General features: G+C 55.5%; 1 protein-coding gene. It reads left to right on the top strand.

Going from position 1 to position 1,522, the window contains the following annotated elements; translation table 11 throughout:
- Positions 1-134: 134 nt before the first annotated feature.
- Positions 135-1,379, top strand: coding sequence for an IS256 family transposase (locus ACED88_RS10695; RefSeq protein WP_449109578.1), 1,245 nt, complete (start codon positions 135-137; stop codon positions 1,377-1,379).
- Positions 1,380-1,522 lie beyond the last annotated feature (143 nt).

Genomic DNA, 1,522 nt, shown 5'->3' on the forward strand with positions numbered 1-1,522 from the left:
ACGCCTTCAAACATCATGGCTTGGAAAGATATCTTGATGAGAGCACTGTGGCTGATAAGGGCTATATCGGGTTGGGGGGGACTGTCAGGAAAACGGTGTAAACCCTCCCAACCCCAACAGGAGAAAATAACACCATGACAACAGAACACCAACTCGCCCAAAACCTCATCACCCAAGCCAAAGAACAAGGCCTAGACCTCAGCAGCGACACCCTACTCAAAACCCTCACCCAAGACATCATCCAAGCTGCCCTCGACGAAGAACTCACCGACCACCTCGGCTACCCCAAACACGCCGAAAACCCCAACCAAACAAGCCAAAACACCAGAAACGGCTACCGCACCAAAAGAATCCTCACCGACACCGTCGGCCCCATCGACATCAAAGTCCCCCGCGACCGCGACGGCTCCTTCGAACCGACCATCGTGCCCAAACGAGCCCGTCGACTCACAAACGTCGATGAAATCATCCTCTCCCTAGCAGCCAAAGGACTCACCTACGGTGACATCGCAGCCCACTTCGAGCAAATCTATGGGGCCAGCATCAGTAAAGACACCATCAGCCGTATCACCGCAACGGTCCTTGACCAGATGAATGAATGGGCCGCCAGGCCCCTAGAAACGGTCTACCTGGCTGTGTTTATCGATGCAATCTACCTGAAAGTCCGCGAAGGGCAGGTAAGCAACCGCCCCTTCTACGTGGCTATGGGAGTCAACGTCGAAGGCGCTAGGGATGTGTTAGGAATCTGGGCAGGCCCTGAAGGGGCAGGCGAATCAGCCAAATTCTGGCTACAGATCCTGACCGAGCTGAAGAACCGTGGCACCGCTGATATCTTCTACCTGGTCTGTGATGGGCTCACCGGCCTGCCTGAGGCCGTGAATGCGGTCTATGAACGCACGATTGTGCAAAACTGCGTCATTCACATGATCCGCAATTCCATGCATTACGCCCCCAGGCAGCACTGGGAGGCGATTTCCCGGGATTTGAAGCCGGTCTATCAGGCGGTGACCGAGCAGGCTGCGCAGGCGGCTTTGGAGGCCTTTGGGCAGAAGTGGGATGAGAAGTACCCGGCTATTAGTGCTTTGTGGTGGCGTCGCTGGGAGGAATTTATTCCTTTTTTGTCGTATGAGATGGAGGTTCGTCGGGTGTTGTATTCGACGAATGCGATTGAGTCTTTGAATGCTAGGTTGCGGCGTTCTGCCAGGTCGCGTGGGCATTTTGTGTCTGAGGAGTCGGCTTTGAAGTTTATGTATTTGACGGTTCGGTCTTTGGATCCTTCAGGTGCTGGTGCTCGGCGGTGGATGAGTCGGTGGAAGCCGGCGTTGAATGCTTTTGCTATTGTTTTTGGTGATCGGTTGCCGCAGGTGGCTGGTCGCTAGATTTGTTGTGGGTTTACACCGTTTTCCTGACAGTCCCGGTTGGGGTTGGCTACCCCGGCCAGGCGCAAGCCGGGTCAGCGGCTGAGTCGGGAGCAGAGGCGGAATAATCGGGTGCTGAATCGGCTGCGGTCGGTGGTGGAGCG

This window comes from Rothia sp. 11273D007AR (assembly GCF_053547255.1).

Coding starts and splice junctions, on each gene's coding strand:
- ACED88_RS10695 (WP_449109578.1), top strand. CDS start 135: ATGACAACAGAACACCAACTCGCCCAAAACCTCATCACCCAAGCCAAA.